The following is a 17,715-nucleotide window of genomic DNA, read 5'->3' as shown; positions in this document are numbered from 1 at the left end:
GGATGGCTCCGTGTCACCGTTCACGCGTCCGTACGGGATCGCAGCGCTTTTCTGGGCGCTCGGCCTGAGCGGATGCATGCGGGTGGGACCGGATTTCAAGCCGCAGCATGAAGCGTGGAGCGAGCATTGGAGCAGCGGATCGATCACGCAGGTCACGCAGCAAAGCGCACAGCCCGATGTGCGCCAATGGTGGCTGATCTTCGGCGACCTGAATCTCGAAGGTCTGATCGCCGCAGCCGACGCGAACAACGGCGACCTCAAGATCGCCGGACTGCGCGTGCTCGAGGCACGCGCGCAGCTCGGCATCGCGCTTGCGGGACGCTATCCGCAGGTGCAGCAGGTTAGTGCCGATGTACTCGCTTCGGCGCGCAAGCGCTCGGGGGGCGCCAATCCGCGCTCGGGTGCGTTCGTGCAGTACGGCGCGGGTTTCGCCATCGGCTGGGAGCTGGATTTCTGGGGGCGTTTCAGCCGCGCGATCGAATCGGCCGACGCCGCGTTCTTCGCCGCGCAAGCGAACCGCGACGATGCGCTGGTTCTGTTGCACGCCCAGGTCGCGGATACCTATTTCACGCTGCGGGTCGCGCAGGCGCGGCTACGTATCGCGCGCGAGAACGCTCAGTTGCAAAAGCGCAGCTACGACATCGCTCAAAAGCTCTTCAAGGCCGGCGAATCCGATGAACTCGACTTCCAGCAGGCGAAGACGCAGTACCTGGGGACACTGAGCAGCATCCCCGACCTCGAAAGCCAGATCGTGCTGGCGCGTCATGCGCTGTCGGTGCTGATCGGGCGAGCGCCGGGTCCGCTGCCGGAACTCGACGTGCAGGCGGGCAAGGAAGGCGTGGTGCCGCTGGTGGATCATGCGGTGCTGCAGGACGTGCCGGCCGATCTGCTGTTGCGCCGCCCCGACGTTCGCGCGGCCGAGTATCAGATGGCTTCGCAGTCGGCGCTGATCGGCGTGGCCAAAGCGGATCTGTACCCGTCGGTATCGTTGCTCGGCACGCTGACGTGGACCGCCAGTTCGCTCGCCGGCGCACCGAGCACACTGCTCTTTGCCGCGGGCCCGAGCGTCACGTGGAACGTGTTCGATTACGGCAGGATCACGAACAACGTGCGCGTCCAGGACGCGCGGTTGCAAGAGTTGACGGTCGCTTATCAGAACACGGTGCGCGAGGCGGCGCGCGAGGCCGACGATGCCGCCACCGCGCTGATCGCCGCGTTGCAGCGCGACACCATTCTGAATGACGCGCAAGGCGCCGCGCGGCGCTCGCTGACGCTCGCCAATACGATCTATCGGGAAGGCTATTCGGACTTCCAGCGGGTGCTCGATGCGCAGCGCGCGCTGTTCGCGCAGCAGGACGCGTACGTGGTCAATCGTAGCAATGCGCTCGGCAGTGTGATCGCGCTCTATAAGGCGCTCGGCGGCGGCTGGGAGACCGAACAGCCGCTCGTCGACGCGGCGACACGTGCGCAGATGCGGCAACGCACGGATTGGGGCGACCTTCTCGACGAAGCGACGCCGTCTTCCGGTTCGCCTGTGCAGGCCGAAGGGATGTCACGATGAGCGATACGCAGGATACCGGCGAGCCTCAAGCCGCCGCCCCGCCGAAGCCGGCGCCCGCCGCCGACCCTTCGGGCAGGGCGGTCAAGGTGGTCGTCTGTCTGATCGTACTGAGCCTGATCTGGTATCTGCTCGCCGATCGTTTCACGCCGTATACGCAGCAGGCAAGGATTCAGGCCTATGTCGTGCCGGTCGCCGCCGAGGTGTCGGGACGCGTGACCCATGTGTTCGTCCATAACAACCAGGAGGTCAACGCGGGGGACGTGCTGTTCGAAGTCGACAGCGAGCCCTACCGGATTGCCGCTGACCGCGCGCGCGCCGATCTGGAGTCGACGCGCCGTCAGGTCGGGGCCAGCACGGCCGGTATCGAGTCGGCACTCGCGGCGTTGCGAGCCGCCGTCGCGAACGAGGTCAAGGCCCGCCAGGACAGCGACCGTCTCGAGCGGCTCTATCGTGAAGACGAGGGCACCGTTTCGCTGCGACGTCTCGAGGTCGCGCGGGCGACGCATGAACAGGCGCGAAGCCAGGTCGACGGAGCGCGTGCCGAAGTCGAGCGCGCGCGGGAGCAACAGGGCGGACACGAGGCGCAGAATGCGCAGTTGCGCAGCGCCGCCAGCGCATTGGAGAAGGCCGAGCTCGATCTCGCCAACGCGCGGATCAGGGCCCGTTCGAGCGGTGTCGTAACCGATCTGCGCACGGAAGTCGGTCAGTTCGCGGCGGCTGGCAATCCGGTGATGACGCTGATCGCGATCCGCGACGTGTGGATCAGCGCCGACATGACGGAGAACAATCTGGGCCATCTGAAACCCGGCACGCGCGTCGAGATCGCATTGGACGTGCTGCCCGGTGAAGTGTTCGACGGGCGGGTTCGCAGTGTCGGCTATGGCGTGAGCGTCGGACAGACCACGCCGGCCGGCAGCCTGCCCACCGTCCAGAATAGCCGTGACTGGCTGCGTCCCGCGCAACGTTTTCCGGTGATCGTCGAATTCGACGACGGCGAGCGCGCGCGTCTGCGCGATCTGCGGGTGGGCGGCCAGGCCGAAGTGATGGCGTTTCCGACTCAGGGCAATCCGCTCAATCCGCTGGGACACGCGTTCATCCGGCTGATGAGCTGGCTTTCCTATGTCTATTGAGAAGCCGATGCAGCCCGTGACCCAGCGCCTCGGTTATCGCGCGATACGTGTTGCCATCGGAACGGCGATCGCAGTTGCCGTCAGCTTTGGACTCGATTTTCCGATACCCGTCGTCGCGCCGGTATTCACGGTTTTTCTGCTGGCCACGCAGAATCGTCCGCTGTCGTTGAAGGCCGGTGTGATTCTTTCGCTGGTCGTGGCGTCGACCACCGGCAGCGGCCTGCTGCTCGTTCCGTTGCTGCGTCACTACGCGCTGGCCGGCGTGCTAATCGTTGGCCTGATGTTGTTCTGCGCGTTTCGTTATGGTCTGCGCGGCGGCAATAATCTCGTCGCCACTTTTCTGGTCGCGGGACTGACGATGATTTCCGCCGCGGGCACGGCCGACTTCGAGTTGGCCCTGACAGTCGTCGGCGCGCTGGCGAAGGGGCTACTGCTTGCCGTACTGGTGTCGACGCTTGCGCACAGCCTGTTTCCCGAGCGCATGGACGCACGAGAACAGCCCGCGGCGGCAGCGCTGGCGCAAGACAAGGCGGCCTATATCGCGTTGCGTGCCGCGCTCGTCGTGATGCCGGCCTATCTGCTCGCGATGACCGATCCGGCGAACTACATGCCGATCATCATGAAGTCCGTCAGCCTCGGCAGACAAACCTGCACGACCTCGGCTCGCGGCGCCGCGCGCGATCTGATCGGCTCGACGCTGCTCGGCGGTCTGCTCGCCATCGCGTTCTGGTTTGCGCTGAGGCTGTTCGCGCATCTGTGGATGTTCTTTCTATGGATGCTGCTGTTCGGCCTGCTGGTGGGGCGCAAGCTGTACGGCCTGCAACCGACGCGTTGCTCGCCGGGCTTCTGGCTGAACAGTCTCGTGACGATGATCATTCTGCTCGGGCAATCGGTGCAGGACAGCGTGGCGGGCAAGGATGTCTACACCGCGTTTGCCGTGCGAATGGGGCTCTTTCTGGCCGTCACGATCTACGCATGTTTGATGCTGCTGCTTTTCGAGCAACACCGCCGTGTGGAGTGAGGTGGTGCGTGATGCCGCAAAGCCGACCCGGTGATCGCAACAGGAGCATGCAATGGGAAATGCGACAGGAGAAGGCGCGGGCCGACCTCGGGCCGGCGAGATCCTGAAGGAAATGGCGATCACCGTGTGGTATCTGCGAGCGATTCTGATCGGCCTGCTTCTGCTATTCGTGCTGCTGACGATTGGCATGTACTACTGGGGCGCGCCTGTCGAGACCGCGAACCGCACACCGTCGCAGCTGGGCGAAACGGTGTACTTCTGCGCGATCACGGCGCTTACTATCGGCTACGGCGACGTCGTGCCCACTTCGTCGTTCGGCCGGATCGACGCCGCATGCCTCGGGTTGATCGGCGTGGTATTCACCGGCTTGATCGTGGCCGCGGCGGTACGGGGTGTGCAGGAGGCCGCGCATCGGGCGCAAAGGACGGCATAGCGAGGTAAGGTATCGCGTGCGGGCACAGTCCGGCCGTGCGATATCCACGTGGCCGTCGCCGGGACGGCGGGCTGGCGCGCGGTATGCTTCCCTCGAAGTCTTGACGCAATGGAGACGACACACAATGGCACGCTTGCTTTGCGATATCTGCGGTGTCCGGCCGGCGACGGTGCGGCTTGCGGTACTTCAGAACAACCAGCGTCAGCTGCTCGACGTCTGTGATTTTCACTACGCGCAACTGACCCGCCATCAACGCTCTATCTCGCCGCTCGAAGCGCTGTTTCGCGCGCAGGCATCGGCCCGGGAACCGTCCGCTGCCGATCCGCATGCCGCGCAACAGCCCGTCGAAGGCGGCGAATCGTTCAGCATCGAGCGGCATTTCAGCGATGTCGCGATGGAGATGCTGCAGCGCGCCGCTGAAACCGCGGCGCAGTTCGGCCGTCGCGAGGTCGATACCGAACACCTGCTGTACGTGCTCGCCGACCATGCGGCCGTCGAAGCGATCCTCGCTTCGCTCGGTGTGAAGGGGGGCGATTTGCGCGCGTATATCGACGCCAACGCGGAGAAGCGCGAGCCCGCCGCGCCGAGCCCGCGCGAGCCGATGGGTGTCTCGCCGCGGCTGAAGAGCGCGCTCGATCGCGCGTTCCTTGCGTCCCGCCAGCTGGGTCACAGCTCGGTCGGCGCCGAACATCTGCTGATCGGTCTGGCCGAAGTACCGGAGAGCTTTGCGGGGCAACTGCTGGGCCGGCTCGGCGTTCAAGCGCCGGCGCTGCGTCAGCAGACGCTGCGCGCGGCCGGCGTGCAGAAGCCAGCGGCGCCGCGCCAGCCGTCGCGCACGCCGCAGCTCGACAAGCACAGCCGGGACCTCACGGTACTCGCGCGCGAAGGCCGGCTCGATCCCGTGATCGGACGCTCGAGCGAGATCGAAACGATGGTCGAAGTGCTGGCGCGCCGGCGCAAGAACAACCCGGTGCTGATCGGCGAGCCCGGCGTCGGCAAAACGGCGGTCGTCGAAGGGCTGGCTCAGCGGATGGTCAACGGCGACGTGCCGGAGTCGCTGCGCAATAAGCGGCTCGTCGAGCTCAACGTGAATTCGATCGTCGCGGGCGCGAAGTACCGGGGCGAATTCGAAGAGCGCGTGAAGCAGGTGATCGACGAAGTGCTGGAAAACCAGGACTCGCTGGTGCTGTTCGTCGATGAAGTGCACACGATAGTCGGCGCGGGGCAGGGCGGTGGCGAAGGCGGTCTCGACATCGCCAACGTGTTCAAGCCGCCGATGGCGCGCGGCGAACTCAATCTGATCGGCGCAACGACGCTCGCCGAATATCAGAAGTACATCGAAAAGGATGCGGCGCTCGAACGGCGCTTTCAGCCGGTACTGATCGCCGAGCCGTCCGTCGTGCAGACGATCAACATTCTGCGCGGACTGCGCGACAGGCTGGAGGCGCATCACAAGGTGACGATTCAGGACGATGCGATCGTCGGCGCGGCGGAGTTGTCGGATCGCTATATCTCCGGGCGCTTTCTGCCCGACAAGGCGATCGATCTGATCGATCAGGCCGCGGCGCGCGTGAATCTATCGTCGACGTCGCGTCCCGCCGCCGTGCTCGAACTCGAAGCGGAAATCGGCCAATTGCGCCGCGAGCAGGACTATGCGGCATCGCGCAAGCAATTCGATCGCGCGCATGCACTCGGCGGCGAGATCACCGCGAAGGAAGAGCAGCTGCGCGACTCGACCGACGCGTGGAAGAAGAGCATTGGCACCCAAACATCGCATGTGGGCATCGAGCAGGTCGCGGAAATCGTCGCGCGCCTCACGGGCATTCCCGTCGCGCAGTTGACGGCCGAGGAAAAGGAGCGGCTTCTGAATATGGAGCAGCGCCTGCATCAGCGCGTGATCGGCCAGGATGAAGCCGTCGTGGCCGTCAGCGATGCCGTGCGGCGCGCGCGTGCCGGCTTGCAGGCGCGGCACCGGCCCACCGCCGTGTTTCTGTTTCTGGGGCCGACCGGTGTCGGCAAAACCGAGCTGGCGAAAGCGCTCGCCGAAGTCGTGTTCGGCGACGAGGATGCGATGCTGCGCTTCGACATGAGCGAATACATGGAGCGTCATACCGTCGCGCGTCTGATCGGGTCGCCGCCCGGATACGTCGGCTACGAAGAGGGCGGGCAACTGACCGAACGCGTGCGGCGCAGACCGTACAGCGTGATCCTGCTCGACGAAATCGAAAAGGCGCATCCGGACGTGTACAACGTGCTGCTGCAGGTTTTCGACGACGGACGCCTGACGGACGGCAAAGGGCGCGTCGTCGACTTCAGCAATACGCTGATTATCGCGACGAGCAATCTCGCGTCCGACGTGATCACCGGACAGAACCGCACGGGGCCGGGATTTTTCAGCCAGGCGGGCTCCGTTAGCGTAGAAAGCGGCGTGATGAACGTGCTGCGGCAGCATTTCAGACCGGAGTTCCTGAACCGGATCGACGACATCATCGTGTTCAAGTCGCTGGGCCGCGACGAGACGCGTCATATCGTGCGGATTCTGCTGGAGCAGGTGCGGCGCATTGCCAGCAGCCAGGACATCGAGCTGAGCTTCGACGACTCACTCGTCGACCATCTCGCGAGCGAGGGCTACCGGCCCGAGTTCGGCGCGCGCGAACTGCGCCGGCAGATTCAGCAGCGCGTCGAGAACCCGCTTGCGAAGGCGCTGATCAATGGCGAGATCGGTGAAGGGATGCGGGTGGTTTGCCGCTACGACTCGCAGGAGCAGCGGGTGGCGTTCGAGCCCGTCTCCGAAGCAGGGGGAGCATTGCCGTAGAAGGCGATCGAGGCGCTTACAGAGCCTCTTTCATGGGGCTCTTGACTATTGACGACCGGCGCAAAAAGGGGGAGCTTGTCTGCTTGGGTTGGGTTCGCTGTTGTCTCGATCGTTTCGACCATCCGAGGTGACCATGTGGATCTTCCGTGTAAATGAGCCTCGTCTTGGAGCCATCCGTATTCGCGAATGGCGCCGCCGCGCACGCCACACGGTCGGCCTTCTCGTTCTGCTGCTCTGCAGTGCCGCCACCGGGCTGTTCATCCTGGATCAGTCCAATACCTCGTTCCGAAACAAAGTACTTACATCGGTGTGGGATGGGCTCAACCTCGTCACGACACTCGGCGCCTTTGGCGAATTCAATCGGCCTCAAAAGATCTTCATGCTGGTAGCCATGATCGCGACCATGCTGATCGGCGGATTCGCGGTTTCGAGGCTCACTGGCATGCTATCCGGCGACGACGTGATGGCTTATCGGGAGAACAGGATCATGGAGCGCAAGCTCGACCAACTTGCCGATCATGTCGTGGTAGTGGGATTTCATTCGCTCGGTGAACTGGTCGCCGGGCGGCTGCGCGACGCCGGACATACGGTGCTCGTGCTCGTGGGCGATCAGGGGCAGGCCGAACGGGCGGCGGATCACGACTTTCAGGTCATCCTGGGTCCGCCCGGCGAATTCGACGACGTGCTTAAGCACGCGCGGCTGGACCGTGCCAAAGCGCTGGTCGTGACGACCCCCGACAGCAACAACAATCTGGCGATCACGCTGGCGGCGCATACGCTGAATGCGTCGCTCGCGATTGCAGTGCCCGGCGAAAACCCCTTGAGAAAGATGTTGTTCGAGAGCGCGGGGGCATCCAACGTAGTGATCGCGAACGAGATCATCGCGAACGCGCTGGTCGGCAAGCTCACGACCTGAGTGGAGGTGGACCCATGAAACCAGCGGCTTCCACGCGCGCTCATCTGCATCACTCGCCGTTTCTGCAAGGGCTTTTGCCCTTCAATTCCTCTCAACTGCCGCGCGACATCATCGCCGGGCTCACGCTCGCAGCCCTCGGCATACCCGAGGTGATGGGGTACACGAAGATATCCGGCACGCCCACCGTCACGGGTCTTTATACGATCCTGTTGCCGCTGGTGGCGTTCGCGGTTCTGGGTGCTTCGCGTCAACTGGTAGTCGCGGCGGACTCCGCGACGGCCGCGATCCTCGCCGGTACGTTGACGACCGTCGCAGCATTGGGCAGCAAGGAATACATCGGGCTGACGAGCACGGTGGCTCTGACAGTCGCCGTGATGCTGGTGATCGCGCGTATCTTTCGGCTCGGCTTTCTGGCCGACTTTCTTTCACGTAGCGCGTTGATCGGCTTTCTGACGGGGGTAGGCGTGCAGGTCGCGGCGGGGGAACTCGCCGGGCTGCTCGGGCTCGCGAAGCAGGGGCATGGCCTCGTCATGCAACTGGTGAGCGTGGTTCAACGGGTGGCCGAGGCGAACTATCCGACCACGCTTCTTTCGCTTGCCGTACTCGCGGTGATCATCGGCTGCAAGCGTCTCGTGCCGCACGCGCCTGGCGCGCTGATCGCCGTGATCGGCTCCATCGTGGCGAGCGGGGTGTTCAATTTCGCCGCACACGGCATTGCGGTGACGGGCGAAGTGCCCGGCGGACTGCCGTCGCTGTTCGTGCCGCCGCTGCACATGAGCGAGATCAACCAGGTGCTGGCGACGGCCGCTTCGTGCTTCATCGTGATCATCGCGCAGAGCGCGGCGACCGCGCGTGCCTACGCGACCCGCAACAACGAGAGGGGCGACGACAATGCCGACATCATCGGACTCGCGGCGGCGAACGCGGTCGCGGCGTTCACCGGCACCTTCGTCGTGAACGGCAGTCCGACCAAGACCGAGATCATCGACGACGCGGGAGGACGCACCCAGGTCGCCCATCTGACCACAGCCGTGATCGTGCTGCTGGTGCTGCTGTTCCTCACGAGGCCGCTCAGCCTGATGCCCGCCGCCGTGCTGTCGGCAATCGTCTTCCTGATCGGTGTGAAGCTGATCGACGTGAAGGGGATGGCCGAACTGTTTCGCATGCAGAAGGACGAATTCGTCGTTGCGTTGCTCGCCGCGGGCGTGGTCGTGTTCGTCGACGTGATGCACGGCATTCTCGCCGCCGTCGTGCTGTCGCTGATCGCGCATGCGCGGCATAGCTATCGGCTGCGCACGCGCGTGTTGACGCGCGGCCCCACCGGCCACTGGATTCCCCATCACGTCGAGCCGAATCTGCTCGCGGCACCCGGCATCGTCATCTACCGGTTCGAGGCGGATCTGTTCTATGCGAACACGGGGCGCTTCACCGAGGAAGTGCTGAAACTCGTCAACGAGGCGAGCGTTCCGTTGCGCTGGGTCGTGATCGACGCAACCGAGATCAGCAATATCGACTACACGGCCGGCAAGACCTTGCTCCAGCTAGGTGCGGAACTCGACCAGCGCGGCCTGGGTATCGCCGTGGTCGCGGTTCCGGCTGGCGTGCGGCACGAACTCGAGCGGTATAGGGCACTGCGCGTGAGCGGCGCCCATCGCGAGATCTTCGAGACGGTCGATGCGGCGATCGACGCACTGCGCGATCTGTCGCCGCCCGCGTGGGCGGCTGCACCGGACGCCGACCAGCCGCGATGAAGCAAAGCGAAGCGAAGGCAAGTGAAGGAAGTGAGATGACAAAGCCGCTTGATCCCGATTCGAACAAGGAGTGACGCGTGTCTGATGCCGCTGCTGAGAAGTCCATCGAACCCGCCATCGATCAAGCTGATCCGAAGACGCTGGCGGCACAGGAAGATCCGTCCATGCTGTTCGCCGGGCGTGGCTCGCTGGCCGCACGCATGGAGCAGGGCAAGGCGGCGCGCAAGAAGGCGCCGCGCGCGGAACTGGGAATCTGCAAGATCGTCGATCGCGATCCCATCGCTCTGCTCGATGCGTCCAACGTGGGCCGGGTGCCCGAGCTGATACCGATCCGCTACGGTCGGATGGTCGCGAGTCCGTTCGCGTTCTATCGGGGCGCCGCACCGCTGATGGCGCACGACCTGTCGAAGCTGCCGCATTCCAACGTGACCGTGCAATTGGGCGGCGACGCGCATCTGGCTAATTTCGGGCTGTTCGCGAGTCCGGAACGGCGCATTCTTTTCGGCCCCAACGACTTCGACGAAACCCTGCCGGGCCCATTCGACTGGGACGTGCGCAGGCTCGCCGCTTCGTTCGTGATTGCCGCGCGCGAGCGCGGCTTCGCAATGCGCGACCAGCGCGCGGTGGTACGCCGGCTCTGCGAGACCTTCCGGCAACGGCTCGCCGGATTGAGCAGCATGGACACGCTCGACGTCTGGTACTGCCAGTTCAAGGCAGCGAGCATGCTGGCGATTGCCGATTCGGAGGAGGAGAGGCAGAAAGAACTGGCGGTCATCGAAAAGGCGAGGCAGCAGTCATCACGTTCCGTGCTGACTCGCGCAACCGAGATGGTCAACGGCAAGCTGCGCATCAAGGACTCGCCCCCGCTCGTGTACCACGTTCCGCTCGAGAGCAAGCACGACCAGAAACAGTACCAAACGCTGGTACGGCGCTTCTTTGCCGACTATCGGCTGACGCTTCCCGATGACAGGCGCGCACTGTTCGATCGCTACGAACTGGTGGATGTCGCCATTCGCGTGGTGGGCATCGGCTCGGTCGGAACGCGTTGCTACGAGACGCTCTTCATGGCCGACGGAGAGTGCCCGCTGTTCCTGCAACTGAAGGAGGCACGGGCTTCCGTGCTGGAGGAGTATCTGGCGCCGAGCCGCTATGCCAATCACGGCCAGCGCGTAGTGAACGGACAGCGTCTGCTGCAGTCGGCCAGCGACATTTTTCTCGGCTGGTCGAAGATGCATCACACCGGCAACGACTTCTATGTGCGGCAATTGCGCGACATGAAGGGGGCGTTCGATTTCACCACGTTCGACGTCGAAGATCTCGGCGAATACGCGGTGTCCTGCGCTCACGCGCTGGCGCATTCGATGGCGAAAGCAGGCGACCCCGCGTTGCTCAGCGGATATGTCGGCAAGTCGGACGCATTCGACGAAGCCGTCGTGCAATTCGCGCTCGCTTATGCCGAACAGAATGAGGCGGACTGGACGCTTCTGAAAGCGGCAGTCAAGGCGGGACGTATTCAGGTCATTCGTGATTGAGGTTCGAGTCCGAGCCTGATTTTTTCTCAATCACATCGCCTAATTGCCCTCCGGCATCTTCGACGAATGATGGCTGGTGATCAGCCACTTGTGCCCATTCCACGCGTAGGTGAACGTATAGCGGGCCTTGACGACCGAGCCGTCCGCGAACTTGAACGTATAGAGCCCCGAGTCGATCGCCGTATTGCATTCGATCATGATGTCGCGGAAGTCGATCGTGCCGACCGGCTTGTTTTCGAGGAAGTGCCTGAAATAGTCGAGCTTTTCGTCGGCGGTCAAACGCGGCTTGTTCGAGACGGTCGGGAGCAGGATCGAGTTCGGCGCGTAGTTCGCCACGACCTTCTGCGCGTCGCCGGTTTTCAGCGAGTCGTTCCAGCGATCGAACAACGCGGAAATCTGCTTCTCCGAGGCGGGATGGCACGCTTCGGACCTCGCGAATGCGCTGCCATGCACTACGACCGCAACCATCGCGATGACGATGGACGGCCCATATGCGCTGATTTTCATGATGCCCTTCGCGATTGGTGGCCGATGGGTTGTTCCGCCAGTAGATCGAAACTGCGCGCGGCATATCCGCCACAGCATCGACATTAGAGGACAGGAGATGGTGTAACTTGCGTCAGTTCAGCTCGCTTCTTCCAGTACCACGACACTGCGCGCCTCCACGCGACATTGCCCGCTTTCGATGACGCCCTGCTGCGCAACTTGCACGATGTCATGCGGACTGTCGCGCGCGGTATCGACGATACGCCGCCAGTGCCGCGCCTCCGGCGCGGGCAACTCGACCAGGCACGCGCGATCGTTCATGTTGAACACCATGTGCAGCGCCGGCTCACCCGGCTTCTCGCCGCCCAGCGTGACGGCGAGCAGCCGCGCGCCGGCATCGTGCCAGCCGGGCTCGTTCAGGCGCTCGCCATGCCATGCCACATCCGGCCGCGTTTGCCCGGGCGAAGGCCGGCCGGTCAGGAAATTTTGCCGGCGCAGACTTGCGTGGCGCATGTGCAGCGCAATCAATTCATGCACGAAGCGCGACATGGCCGAGCCGTCTTCGGTGGGTGTCCAGTCGAACCAGCTGAGCGCGTTGTCCTGACAATAGGCGTTGTTGTTGCCGCGCTGGCTGCGCAGCACCTCGTCGCCGGCGAGCATCATCGGCACGCCCTGGCTCAGGAACAGGATGGCCATCAGGTTGCGCGCCTGGCGCAGCCGCAGAGCGAGAATCATCGGGTCGGAGGTCTCGCCCTCGGTTCCACAGTTCCACGACAGGTTATTGGAACTGCCGTCGCGATTCTCGTCGCCGTTCGCCTCGTTGAGTTTCGACTCGTAGCTCACCAGATCGATCAGCGTGAAACCGTCGTGGCACGTCACGAAGTTGATGCTGTTGTCGGGCAGCCTGCCGTCGTCCGCATAAAGGTCCGAGCTGCCCGCGATGCAGGTGGCGACCTCCCCGATGAGGCCCGGGTCGCCGCGCACGAAACGGCGAATCACGTCCCGATAGCGGCCGTTCCACTCGGCCCACGCCATGCCGGGAAAGGCGCCGACCTGGTACATGCCGGCGGCGTCCCACGCTTCCGCGATCAACGGCACGCGCGCCAGCACACGCGAAGACTCCATCGCCCAGGGCAGCGGCGGATCGGCCATCAACTCGCCGTGCTGGTCGCGCGCGAAGACACTCGCCAGATCGAACCGGAAACCGTCGACGCCCAGTTCCTCGACCCAGTATTCGAGGCAGTGAACGATGAACGCGGTCACCAGCGGATGGTTGCAATTGACCGTGTTGCCGCAGCCGGTGTAGTCCCGATAGCGTCGCCGGTCGGCCTCGTCGAGGTGGTAGAAGATGTCGTTGACGAGGCCCTTGAAGTTGATGACAGGTCCCGTCTCGCCAGCTTCCGCCGTATGGTTGAACACGACGTCGAGCAGCACCCCGATGCCCGCGGCGTGCATCGCGTCGGTGAGCGCGCGAAATTCCTGCGGCGCGCGCGCAGGGTCCAGGCAGTAGCGAGGATGCGGGCTGTAGAAGCTATGGGTGCTGTAGCCCCAGTAGTTGATCAAGCCGAGGGCCGCCGTCCCGGGCGGAACGTCCTGCTCGTCGAAGGCCATCACCGGCAGCAGCTCGACGTGGGTCACGCCGAGTTGCGTGAGATACGGAATCTTCTCGATCAGGCCAGCGAAGGTGCCGGGATGCTGGACGCCGCTCGACGGATGACGCGTGAAGCCGCCCACGTGCAGCTCGTAGATGATCGCGTTGTCGAGTCCGCGCGAGATACGGTTGGGGGGTGCGCGCAGCGGTTCCGTCACGATCGCGCGGTGCGTGGCGTGCGGGTTGGGGTTCGGGTCGCCGGCCGGACGCCGTGTCCACAGAACGTCGCTGATCGCGCGGGCATACGGATCGAGCAGTTCGCGCTCGGGATCGAACGCGGAGCCGCCAGACTGCGTATCGCGCGGACCATCCACTCGCCACGTGTAGTGCGTGCCGAACGGCAGTCCTTCCACCATCACATGCCAGAAGAAGAAGGTTCGATTGTCATCGGTACAGAGAGGGACGATCTGAAACGGCTCCGGGCTGTCGGCGGCCTCGTACAGCAATAGCTCGACGCGCGTCGCGTGGCGGCAGAAGATGCAGAAATTGATGCCCCCGGGCACCACGCTGACGCCCGTCGGAAACCGCGAGCCTGGGCGAACCGCATGAGCACGCAGCAATGCCGTTTCAGGGTCATTGGTCAAGGGTGATCCTTATCGGGCAGATCCGCCAGATCTTCTTGCAGTATTCGCGGATGGCCCGGTCGGAGGAGAACTTGCCCGAGCGCGCGGTGTTCAGGATCGACATGCGGTCCCAGCGCCGCGTGTCCTGCCAGGCGGCGCTAACGTCGTCCTGACGCGCCACGTAGGCGGCGTAATCGGCGAGCACGAGAAACGGGTCCGCGTGCAGCAGATTGTCGATGAGCGGACGGAACATCTCACGGTCGCCGCGCGAGAAATGACCGTCGGCGATCAGTTGCAGCACTTCGCCCAGTTCCGCGTTGTCCTTCACGTAGTCCGCGGGGTGATAACCGGCGCGCCTCACTTCTGCCACTTCGTCGGCGGTCAGGCCGAACAGGAAGAAGTTTTCGTCGCCGACTTCTTCGCGGATCTCGACGTTGGCGCCGTCGAGTGTGCCGATCGTCAGCGCGCCGTTCATCATGAACTTCATGTTGCCGGTGCCCGACGCTTCCTTGCCGGCCGTCGAAATCTGCTCGGACAGATCGGCGGCGGGGTACATGAAGTGCGCATTCTTCACATTGAAGTCCGGATAGAACACGACCTTCAGCCGGCCGTTCACCACCGGGTCGTTATTCACGACTTCGGCGATGCCGTTGATCAAACGGATGATCAGCTTGGCCATCACATAGCCCGGCGCCGCCTTGCCGCCGAACACGAAGCAGCGCGGTGTCAGCGCGAGTTGCGGATCGTGCAGCAGGCGCCGGTACAGCGTAACGATCAGCAATGCGTTCAGATGTTGCCGCTTGTATTCGTGGATGCGCTTGACCTGCACGTCGAACAGCGCGCCGGTGTCGACGCCGATGCCCGTGACGCGGCGGATATGCTCGGCGAGCACCTCCTTGTTCGACTGCTTCACGCTGCGCCAACGCTGCTGGAACGCGGCGTCGTCGGCATAGGCTTCGAGCTTGCGCAGTCGCGCGAGATCCGTGACCCAGCCAGCCCCGACGGTCTCGTCGAGCAGGCGCGCGAGCCCCGGATTGCAAAGCAGCATGAAACGGCGCGGGGTGACGCCGTTCGTGACGTTGTGAAAGCGCTCGGGCCACAATTCGGCGAAGTCCCGCAGCACGGTCTGCTTGAGCAGCCCGGAATGCAGTTCGGCCACGCCGTTGATCGCGTGCGCGCCGACCGTCGCGAGATGCGCCATGCGCACGAGCTTGTCTCCGCGCTCGTCGATCAGCGACATGCGTGCGATGCGCGCTTCATCGCCCGGAAAGCGTTGCCGGACCTCGTCGAGGAAACGCCGGTTGATCTCGTAGATGATTTCGAGCAGGCGCGGCAGCAGATTGCGCATCAGCGGCAGCCCCCAGGTTTCGAGCGCTTCGGGCAGCAGCGTGTGATTGGTGTACGCGAGCGCGCGCCGCGTGATGTCCCAGGCCTCGTCCCACGGCAGCTCCTTGTCGTCCACCAGCAGTCGCATCAGCTCGGCGACGGCGATCGACGGGTGCGTGTCGTTCAACTGCACGTTGAACAGATCCGCGAAGTGTCCGAGCGGTTTGCCCTTGATTTCGAGCAGGCGCAGCATGTCCTGCAGCGAGCACGATACGAAGAAGTATTGCTGCGCGAGACGCAGGCGCTTGCCGATCTCCGGCTCGTCGTTCGGATACAGCACTTTCGACAGCGTCTCTGAGATGACCTTTTCGTTGACGGCCTCGTAATAGTCGCCGGCGTTGAAGTCTTGCAGGTCGAACGACTCGACCGCTTCGCTCTTCCACAGCCGCAAGGTGTTGCAGGTGTTGACGCGATAGCCGGGAATCGGTATGTCACACGCTACGCCTTTGACTTCCCGCGTGGGGGTCCAGCGCACACGCAGGTGCCCGCGTGCATCGGTCTCGTTGTGCGTGCTGCCGCCGAACCTGACGTAGTAAGCCACCTCCGCGCGCACGATCTCCCACGGATTGCCTCTTTGCAGCCATTTGTCGGTGGTTTCGACCTGCCAGCCGTCGCGAATCAGCTGGTCGAAGATGCCGAACTCGTAGCGGATGCCATAGCCGATGGCCGGGATTTCCAGCGTCGCGAGCGAATCCAGATAGCAGGCCGCGAGCCGGCCCAGCCCGCCATTGCCGAGCCCCGGCTCCTCCTCGATCTCGAGCAGCGTATCGAGGTCGACGCCGAGCGAGGCAAGCGCTTCACGCGCGTTGGCCTCGATGTCGAGGTTGGCGAGGTTGTTGCCGAGTTGCGGGCCGATCAGGAATTCGGCGGAAAGGTAGCAGGCCACGCGCGCATCGTTGACGGCGTAGGTCTGGACGGAGGCGGCCCAGCGCGCCAGCATGCGGTCGCGCACGCTGTACGCGAGCGCCATGTACCAGTCGTGCGGCGAAGCGATGGCCGGATAGCGGCCGAGCAGGCACAACAGATTGTCGAGCACGCCGCGCCGCAGCGCGGCGGCGCTCAGGCCGGTGCGCGCCGCATCCATGCTTTGCGGCGAAGTCGTGGTGGGAGCGTCGTCCATGGAGCTTTCCCCGGTGCGTGCTGCGCGTGAGGTTCAGAAGGGCCAAAGCCAGTCGGTGACCCCGGCGCGGTCCGTGACGTGCGTCTGCGCATAGGTCAGGTCGCCGCCGAGCGCGGTCTGCTGCGAAGCGTCCGCCGCGGGATGTTTGCCCATACCGACGTCTCCTGTGTTTGCAGTGGGAGCCCGAAGGTGTGGATCGTGTCGGGCGCGCTGTGCAGGCGTTTCGATGATTGATGGGGTCCGGATCGCGCCTGTTGCGGACCGCTACAACCGGGTAGTCTTTGGCAGCCGACGAACATCCATAACGAGAATATGTTACTGCGCGAAGATTGCAAGGATGATCCGACACCGTATTGCGCGGCCCGGAAAACCGTGTGCTGTATTCAGGCTGCGATCCGATGTTCGTAGAACGGCCGGTCCCGGTCATCGAGAATCGCGTACGACGCTGCCAGATCGCGCGGATCGGGATTCAGCCATGCGTCGATATGCTCGGGCTTGATCGGAATGATGCAGCGATCATGGCCGGCGGCGGCAACCTCGGGTGGCGGATCATCGGTGATGGCCGCGAAGGACAATAGATCGGGCTCGCCTTTGCCGCTCCAGCGTGACCATAAGCATGCGACCAGCATGTCGTGGGGCGGATTGGGGCTGAACTCCAGCCGGACATTTTCATCTTTGTCGCCGGGCGCCAGTGCACGGCCTTCCATCCGCGCGCGCGATACGTTCTCATAGAACGAACTGGCCAGCACGAGTCCATGCGAGTAGCCGAATAGTGTCTTCCAGAAACCTTCGAGACTGTCGCGACGAGCGTTGTACGTGCCCGGATAGCGGGTGTCGTGCGAGGCGGGCTTGCCGGCGAGGCGGCACTGATAGCGCATCGGCTTGACGACGCGCTGGCCGTTTTCCATCACCAGTACCGGCGCGTAGTAGCCTGGAAAGATGCGCGAGTCGCTTGCTTTGGGATCGACCCGGCGCAGATCGTCGAGCCGTTCGAGCGTGCGGTCGATCTTGTCTTTGGCGATCCGTTGGCTCTCGGTCGCCGCCTTCGTGACTTTGGTCTGCAAAGAGCGCTCGGCATCGGCGAAGCGGGTGCGCTGTTTGAACAGTTCCTGTTCGAGCTTCACGGTCTGCTGCGATCTGAAGCGCTCGATCAGCGCCCAGACTTCCCGTTCCGCGTCGGACTGCGGTTCCGAGAAGGCGTCTTCCATCGCTTTGGGAATCTTGGCCTGATTGTCCTCAGCGCGTTCGAAGAAAAGTCGCGCGAATTCCTCGATGCTCATCTGCGCGCCGAACATGCGGACGTAGCGCCGGTAGTCCGCCAGAATCTGAGCCGAATAGCACATGGATGCC

At 63.9% G+C, this 17,715-nt stretch carries 12 protein-coding genes; 8 read left to right on the top strand and 4 right to left on the bottom strand.

The features are described 5' to 3' along the window. The first annotated feature begins 10 nt into the window (after nt 1-10). The 8 genes from GCT19_RS12570 (at nt 11) to GCT19_RS12535 (ending at nt 11,159) form a co-directional block, all read left to right on the top strand. Nucleotides 11-1,561: a TolC family protein gene (locus GCT19_RS12570; RefSeq protein ID WP_321576798.1), complete on the top strand. Its 1,551-nt coding sequence runs from the start codon at nt 11-13 to the stop codon at nt 1,559-1,561. Then, nucleotides 1,558-2,691: an HlyD family secretion protein gene (locus tag GCT19_RS12565; RefSeq protein ID WP_152852124.1), complete on the top strand. Its 1,134-nt coding sequence runs from the start codon at nt 1,558-1,560 to the stop codon at nt 2,689-2,691. Before GCT19_RS12570 ends, GCT19_RS12565 begins: the two co-directional genes overlap by 4 nt. A gap of 7 nt (nt 2,692-2,698) precedes the next feature. Continuing rightward, entirely contained in the window at nt 2,699-3,712 is a 1,014-nt protein-coding gene (locus GCT19_RS12560; RefSeq protein WP_152852232.1) for a DUF2955 domain-containing protein, read from the top strand. 52 nt (nt 3,713-3,764) lie between these two features. Next, on the top strand, nt 3,765-4,145 hold the full coding sequence (locus GCT19_RS12555) for a potassium channel family protein (RefSeq protein ID WP_035490051.1): 381 nt from the start codon (nt 3,765-3,767) through the stop codon (nt 4,143-4,145). A gap of 124 nt (nt 4,146-4,269) precedes the next feature. Then, the gene (locus tag GCT19_RS12550; protein WP_152852123.1) at nt 4,270-6,960 is read left to right on the top strand and encodes an ATP-dependent Clp protease ATP-binding subunit; all 2,691 of its coding nucleotides are present in this window, start codon (nt 4,270-4,272) and stop codon (nt 6,958-6,960) included. 133 nt (nt 6,961-7,093) lie between these two features. Beyond that, nucleotides 7,094-7,876 (top strand): potassium channel family protein, encoded by a 783-nt coding sequence (locus GCT19_RS12545; RefSeq protein WP_018432194.1) that lies wholly within the window; start codon nt 7,094-7,096, stop codon nt 7,874-7,876. 14 nt (nt 7,877-7,890) lie between these two features. Continuing rightward, nucleotides 7,891-9,627, top strand: coding sequence for a SulP family inorganic anion transporter (locus GCT19_RS12540; protein WP_152852122.1), 1,737 nt, complete (start codon nt 7,891-7,893; stop codon nt 9,625-9,627). Nucleotides 9,628-9,704: 77 nt separating this feature from the next. Further along, the gene (locus tag GCT19_RS12535; protein WP_321576797.1) at nt 9,705-11,159 is read left to right on the top strand and encodes a DUF2252 domain-containing protein; all 1,455 of its coding nucleotides are present in this window, start codon (nt 9,705-9,707) and stop codon (nt 11,157-11,159) included. Nucleotides 11,160-11,198: 39 nt separating this feature from the next. Here GCT19_RS12535 and GCT19_RS12530 read toward each other — a convergent pair whose 3' ends face one another. The 4 genes from GCT19_RS12530 to GCT19_RS12515 form a co-directional block, all read right to left on the bottom strand. Continuing rightward, on the bottom strand, nt 11,199-11,666 hold the full coding sequence (locus GCT19_RS12530) for an SgcJ/EcaC family oxidoreductase (protein ID WP_152852121.1): 468 nt from the start codon (nt 11,664-11,666) through the stop codon (nt 11,199-11,201). Nucleotides 11,667-11,783: 117 nt separating this feature from the next. Further along, nucleotides 11,784-13,880 carry a glycogen debranching protein GlgX gene (glgX, locus tag GCT19_RS12525; RefSeq protein ID WP_227749243.1) on the bottom strand — a complete coding sequence of 699 codons (2,097 nt, stop codon included), beginning with the start codon at nt 13,878-13,880 and terminating at the stop codon, nt 11,784-11,786. After that, on the bottom strand, nt 13,870-16,365 hold the full coding sequence (locus tag GCT19_RS12520) for a glycogen/starch/alpha-glucan phosphorylase (protein ID WP_152852120.1): 2,496 nt from the start codon (nt 16,363-16,365) through the stop codon (nt 13,870-13,872). The genes glgX and GCT19_RS12520 overlap by 11 nt, the downstream gene beginning before the upstream one ends. A 383-nt stretch (nt 16,366-16,748) precedes the next feature. Continuing rightward, on the bottom strand, nt 16,749-17,708 hold the full coding sequence (locus tag GCT19_RS12515; protein ID WP_152852119.1) for an SOS response-associated peptidase family protein: 960 nt from the start codon (nt 17,706-17,708) through the stop codon (nt 16,749-16,751). Between the last annotated feature and the right edge of the window lie 7 nt (nt 17,709-17,715).

The sequence above is a fragment of the Paraburkholderia atlantica genome (assembly GCF_009362785.1).
In the GTDB taxonomy this organism is placed as follows: Bacteria; Pseudomonadota; Gammaproteobacteria; order Burkholderiales; family Burkholderiaceae; genus Paraburkholderia; species Paraburkholderia atlantica.
Note: the sequence above shows the minus strand (reverse complement) of the source record. Positions and strands in the feature narration are given on the sequence as shown.

Excerpts from the sequence above, each read along its gene's own strand:
- GCT19_RS12565 (WP_152852124.1), top strand. The coding sequence starts at position 1,558 with ATGAGCGATACGCAGGATACCGGCGAGCCTCAAGCCGCCGCCCCGCCG.
- GCT19_RS12560 (WP_152852232.1), top strand. The coding sequence starts at position 2,699 with ATGCAGCCCGTGACCCAGCGCCTCGGTTATCGCGCGATACGTGTTGCC.
- GCT19_RS12555 (WP_035490051.1), top strand. The coding sequence starts at position 3,765 with ATGGGAAATGCGACAGGAGAAGGCGCGGGCCGACCTCGGGCCGGCGAG.
- GCT19_RS12550 (WP_152852123.1), top strand. The coding sequence starts at position 4,270 with ATGGCACGCTTGCTTTGCGATATCTGCGGTGTCCGGCCGGCGACGGTG.
- GCT19_RS12545 (WP_018432194.1), top strand. The coding sequence starts at position 7,094 with ATGTGGATCTTCCGTGTAAATGAGCCTCGTCTTGGAGCCATCCGTATT.
- GCT19_RS12540 (WP_152852122.1), top strand. The coding sequence starts at position 7,891 with ATGAAACCAGCGGCTTCCACGCGCGCTCATCTGCATCACTCGCCGTTT.
- GCT19_RS12530 (WP_152852121.1), bottom strand. The coding sequence starts at position 11,666 with ATGAAAATCAGCGCATATGGGCCGTCCATCGTCATCGCGATGGTTGCG.
- GCT19_RS12520 (WP_152852120.1), bottom strand. The coding sequence starts at position 16,365 with ATGGACGACGCTCCCACCACGACTTCGCCGCAAAGCATGGATGCGGCG.
- GCT19_RS12515 (WP_152852119.1), bottom strand. The coding sequence starts at position 17,708 with ATGTGCTATTCGGCTCAGATTCTGGCGGACTACCGGCGCTACGTCCGC.